Source organism: Boseongicola sp., from assembly GCF_057460485.1.
This window is the reverse complement of sequence record NZ_JBVCWP010000267.1, coordinates 1-5,235: the sequence shown is the minus strand read 5'-3', so window position 1 is coordinate 5,235 and position 5,235 is coordinate 1. Positions and strand designations below refer to the sequence as shown.

5 protein-coding genes and 2 pseudogenes are annotated in these 5,235 nt (G+C 55.2%); 4 read left to right on the top strand and 3 right to left on the bottom strand.

Annotated elements, in window-relative coordinates; all coding sequences use genetic code 11:
* Window positions 1-170: 170 nt before the first annotated feature.
* The 4 genes and pseudogenes from AC221Y_RS19950 to AC221Y_RS19935 all read left to right on the top strand — a co-directional run bounded on the left by AC221Y_RS19950 (window position 171) and on the right by AC221Y_RS19935 (window position 3,837).
* Window positions 171-887, top strand: coding sequence for a hypothetical protein (locus AC221Y_RS19950; protein ID WP_486708156.1), 717 nt, complete (start codon window positions 171-173; stop codon window positions 885-887).
* Between the two features lie 237 nt (window positions 888-1,124).
* Window positions 1,125-2,441 (top strand): hypothetical protein, encoded by a 1,317-nt coding sequence (locus tag AC221Y_RS19945; protein ID WP_486708155.1) that lies wholly within the window; start codon window positions 1,125-1,127, stop codon window positions 2,439-2,441.
* Window positions 2,442-2,555: 114 nt separating this feature from the next.
* Complete coding sequence (locus AC221Y_RS19940; RefSeq protein ID WP_486708154.1) at window positions 2,556-2,966, top strand: VOC family protein; 411 nt, start codon at window positions 2,556-2,558, stop codon at window positions 2,964-2,966.
* A 113-nt stretch (window positions 2,967-3,079) separates the two neighbouring features.
* Window positions 3,080-3,837: pseudogene (locus AC221Y_RS19935) on the top strand (DUF1194 domain-containing protein).
* Here AC221Y_RS19935 and AC221Y_RS19930 read toward each other — a convergent pair.
* The 3 genes and pseudogenes from AC221Y_RS19930 to AC221Y_RS19920 all read right to left on the bottom strand — a co-directional run.
* Window positions 3,834-4,324, bottom strand: a pseudogene (locus AC221Y_RS19930) (MarR family winged helix-turn-helix transcriptional regulator); the annotation flags it as partial. The pseudogenes AC221Y_RS19935 and AC221Y_RS19930 sit on opposite strands and share 4 nt — an antisense overlap.
* Window positions 4,325-4,440: 116 nt before the next feature.
* Window positions 4,441-4,701, bottom strand: coding sequence for a succinate dehydrogenase assembly factor 2 (locus tag AC221Y_RS19925; protein ID WP_299751776.1), 261 nt, complete (start codon window positions 4,699-4,701; stop codon window positions 4,441-4,443).
* The gene (locus tag AC221Y_RS19920) at window positions 4,698-5,096 is read right to left on the bottom strand and encodes a helix-turn-helix domain-containing protein (RefSeq protein WP_299751779.1); all 399 of its coding nucleotides are present in this window, start codon (window positions 5,094-5,096) and stop codon (window positions 4,698-4,700) included. The genes AC221Y_RS19925 and AC221Y_RS19920 overlap by 4 nt, the downstream gene beginning before the upstream one ends.
* Window positions 5,097-5,235 lie beyond the last annotated feature (139 nt).

The window sequence follows — 5,235 nt, the reverse complement described above, 5'->3', positions numbered from 1 at the left end:
TCGTTCCACCACACTATCTATGTGAGAGCAGGGATTGAACCACAATATGCGCCAACTGCGTTGCGAAAGAATCGCACTACCACTCAGCTCTGCCTATTAAGGTTAACGAATATTGACTTATCGACAGGGTCTGTCAGGATTCTAGAAAATTCAGGCAAGGGCTGTTTATTATGAAACTACATGCTTCGTTCTTAGGCGCCACGCTGCTTCTTGCGGCTTGCGGCGGCACCAGTATTACCGGCCTCAGTGGCGACACAGACGACACCGGAGGAGTAGTAGGAGGAGGAGGAGGTGACGACGGCGGTACGACGAACGACGGAACTATTTCCGCAGAGCTCACGCGGGATTTGAGCGTGGCCATTTACGACCCGGACGGTGATGCACTTCTAATCACCCTTCCGCCATTTGACGGTTCCCCTGTGGCCGCAGCGTACATCAGAGATGTCGACCTAGATATAGATGGAAGTGGTTTCGAGGCGTTCAAACTGGAAGAGAATGACAAGGCCCGCCTGTACTATGCGCTGTTCAAGGAAGGCACCTCGACCGTCGTGGCGACGGATATTTATTTCGCAACCTATTTCGGTGGAACGACTTACTCACTAACACAAGGCGGCACACTCCCTACCATAGGAATCACAACTTATGAAGGCGGATATGCCGGCCTCCAAACCCTGACCAACGAAAGTGAAGACGGGCCTACAATCGTCTCTGGCAGTGCTTTAGTTAACGTCGACTTCAACCAATCGGTTATTGAAGGCAAAGTCTACGACACAGCCGGTGGGGAAAGGTTTGTTCTGTTCATCACAGATGTTGAAGGCGGTGAATTCTTTGGAGATATCGTCCCGGGAGCGGAGGACCCCCAGCGGATGGAGTATATGGCGGCATAAATGGTGATACGGATGGTTCAGAATTGGCCGCGACAATGGTGTTCTCGCCGGAACCAGATATTGAAGAATTCGGCGCCTTTATTGCCCCACAGACTTGCATCAGTGGAAAGGGATTGCCTTGCATTACTCCTCCTCCTGATGATCCTGGCTAACGACTTTCAGGCGTTCGCGCGAAGGGCCTGTTCTGGGATAGCAAGTATTGCATTATTTTTATCCATCGCGTGCATGACGCCAGCGGTGGCACAAGAGACGCAAGCCTCACAGCCCTATGAAGTCTCTCCAGTGCAAGCAAAGACAATTGCCCGTCAGGCCTTGGCATTAGGGGATACGGCTTTGGCCGAGGCGATAGCTTCGGCCCTTCTGGAACGTAATCCAGACGATGCGGAAGCCCTGATGATCCGCGCCCTCGTCGCGCGTGCTGCCGGGGAACTTGATATCGCGGAAAATTCCGCAGCGCAGGCCTATCGCGTCTCCGACATCCCGGCCTTGCGCTTTGATGCGGCTTTCCTGATCGCGGACATCAAAGCGCGAAAAGAACACTTCACTCGTGCCCAATTTTGGTTGCGTCGCGCCGACAATGTGGCCCCAGACGACCAACGCCGCGCGGCAGCCACGCGCGCCTATCAAGCTGTGACCCGTCGCAATCCACTTAGTATCAAGCTTGGGTTCACGTTGCGCCCCTCAAACAACATCAACAACGGCTCCACAGAGATTGCCGAGGGCCCATTTGGATTGCCTGGCTCTCTTGACGATCCAATAGCGGCAATCGATGCCAGTGTATCCACGGCATTGAGATACAAGCTCAAAGAAACTCCCGAAGTCCTAACAGAAGCATACGCAAACATCTTTGTGCGTAGAGCCATCCTTGAAAGCGGGTACGCGGACATCGTACCGGGCACCGAGGCCAACGACTTTGACTATGTGTCACTCTCGTTTGGTCTGGAACATAAAACGCTTCTTTTTCCCGACCTTGGTGTAACATCCTTCCGTCTTGGATATGGTGGTGGATACTATCTAAATAAACACTACCAATCCGCGGCGGATATCTCCTTTTCTCAAGAGTTTCGATTTGAAAGAGGTAGCGCGATCCGCGCGGGCCTTAGGCTTCGCGACACGCACCGCTTCGATTCCCCGAGGGCATCAAGCGTGGACACCTCGCTATCACTCGATTATTTCCCTCAATCGTCAGAACGCCTCGCTTGGTCCTTTGGAACTACGTTGACAAATTACAACAGCAAGGCGCCGACTGTCGAAGGCTACCGTGTGGAATTGCGGACAAGAGTTGTTCTCAAGAAAACTTTCTTTGGAACCCAGCCCGACTTGTCAGCGTCCATTTCTTGGCGCGATCTGCCCGAATTCGACTATTTTGGCACACTAGAAAATGGGCGTCAGGACCTGTCCGGCAGTCTTAGCGTTGGCCTGACCTACAGGGACGTGTCGTACTTCGGTTTCCAACCCCGAGCTGAATTTTCTTGGTCACAAACAAATTCGGAAGTTGACCTGTGGGACACCAGGTCGTTTTCATTCGGCATGACAGTCGTCTCACGTTTTTGATCACGGTTCCCATCCGCGCACCGCTGCGGCCCTCGCCAATCCCTCCTAATTGTCCTATCCTTCTCGCCAACCCGCCGCCCGCGCGGCACAAGACGTCACAGGAGAGAACACGCCATGGGCATCGAATATCTACACACAATGGTTCGGGTCAAAGACCTCGACGCCTCGCTCGAATTCTACAAGCTTCTTGGCCTTGAAGAAACGCGTCGGATTGACAACGAAGGCGGCCGTTTTTCGCTGGTTTTCTTAACACCACCGGGTCAGGAAAACGCCCATGTCGAGCTGACCTACAACTGGGACGGCGACGAAGGCCTACCGTCTGATAGTCGCCATTTCGGGCACCTAGCCTACCGCGTCGATGACATCTACGCGACCTGTCAGTACTTGATGGACAATGGGGTCACCATCAATCGCCCTCCCCGCGACGGGCACATGGCCTTCGTACGCTCTCCAGACAACGTGTCGGTCGAGTTGTTGCAGCGCGGAGACAACCTGCCCAAGCAAGAGCCTTGGGCCAGCATGTAAAACACCGGCACTTGGTAAGCACACCACCAACCGGACGCGGCGAGCGGGCGGGTTGAACCCGCCCGCTTAATCCTTTCGCGGCGCGGGCAATAAGCACGGCCTTCGCGGGTCTTGTGCCGGGTATAGCAAATGCGGCCTGCCGCCTCGCTTTGGCGCTTGCGCTCGATGTTTCGGGGTCTGTGGATGGCGTCGAATACGTTCAGCAAATGAACGGCGGCGTCGAGGCGCTTTCGGATCGCGAAGTGCAGGCCGTCCTTTTTGCCACCCCTGAGGTGCCGGTCAATTTGGCGATCTTTGAGTGGTCCGCGTCCTCGATCAGCAGGTCATCGTAGACTGGACAGCCCTTCACAGCCCCGCAGACGTCGAGATGATCCGCGACAAGTTGCTTGGCTGGCGGCGCGCGCCCGAGGCCACGGGACTTGGCGCAGCGCTTGAATACGGAGCCGCGATGATCGCGCGCGCGCCCACCCGCTGGGACCAAACCCTGGATATCTCGGCGGACGGCAAAAACAACGACTGGCCGCTCCCGTACCGTCTGCGCGAAAACGGGCGGTTGGGACGCATGAACGTGAATGCCCTGGTCATCGCGACCGACTTTCAGAGCACTGTTGACCGGACACCCGACGGTGTTGCCGAACTGACAGCCTACTTCAGCGCCCGCATCATCCACGGCCCCGGAGCCTTCGTGGAGGTCGCAAAAGGCTACGCCGCTTATGCCGCTGCGATGAAACGCAAACTGTTTCGCGAGTTGGCGACGCACCCCCTTGGACTGGCGCCATCCGAACTGCCGATACTCACCCCAGACACCTTTCGCCCAACCACGGTGCAATCACAAACATTCATCGTCAACTTCACACCCGACCGCGAATAAATATAGCGGATTTGACCCGTCCAGAACAGTTCGACACACCCGAGCGCGCCGTCGATCGTGTGAATGGGCTCTGCCTCGATCGTTGGTGAGCCTTCCAGCCCTTCGGCGTGGCGCGAGAACAATTCATCAACGATCTCACGCACGTTCCGCCCCTTTTCGGCAAGCCGTACACACAAGGATCGTCGGTCAATTTCGCATCTCTGATGGTGTATGAACCCCATCTCGACGAGCTTTTTCAAATTATAGGATAGGTTGGATCCCTGATAATATCCGCGCGATTTAAATTCGCCCGCAGTCACCTCATGATCACCGATATTGAACAGTAAACGTGCCTGAACCGTGGTGATCTCAGGCACGCCAAGCCGTTCGACTTCCTCCTGATCACGTCAATTATCAACCGGTGCTATCGCTCGATCAAAGCGAGGCTTTCCAGATAGTGTCTCTTAAATGAAAGGGGCGAAGTACTGTCGCTTGCGTTTTGATACATACCCATATTTCAGACCTCTCCATGCTTCTGCTCGCTCATCCGCAGAAGTCGCCGCAAAGTCCGAAAATTGCGTTAACGCGTAAAAAACTCGCACAAAAAAGGTCAGTTTTATCGCTTCAACCCGTCGGCGCGCCCGCCATCACCTTGCCGACAAGCTCCTGATATTTCGAAGGCGTTTCCGCCTGACCACTGATCCAACGATATATTTCTTGATCATTTTCGGACAACAGCTGCTCGTACATATCAAGCTGTGCGTCAGACAATTCTGCCAGCGGACCATCGGAAAACGGGCCCAAAAGCATGTCCATCTCGCGCATGCCACGCCGCCATGACCGCATCTTCAGCCGCTTCAGGCGAATGTCGCGCGTCTCGCTCATACAGCGCGATCCAAAATTGCCGTCTTCAACCGTTTTTCAAGCACACCCATCCGGTCCGCCGCTTGTGCCATCTGCGTCCGCAGGACCCGCATTTCAGTCATCAGATCGACCAAATCCAATTGATCGTCCTCGCTCAAAACGTCCTCAGGCGCTTGCCCGTCGCCCGTCAGGATCCAAGACAGTGACACGTTCAGAACCCCCGCCAGCATCTGCAACTTGTTGGCGCGCGGTTCGGCCATGTCGTTTTCCCAACCCTCAAGGGTCTTTAGTCCAATCCCAAGCTTCTTGGAGAGATCTTTCTGGCTCAAACCTTGCGCCTCGCGCGCGGCCGCCACGCGGTCTCCGAAGGTCGCCGCGTCGTTGGAATACCAATTTTGGTCGGTCAGTTCGGACATCAAATCATCCTAATAGGTTGCAGGGGCGGCAAGCGCTTTCTATGACATTCCTTAACCGCAAACCTTTCTGAGGACGACCATGGCCTTCCTGTCTGCGACACTCGACCGCGTCAAACCTTCGCCGACGGTCGCTTTGACC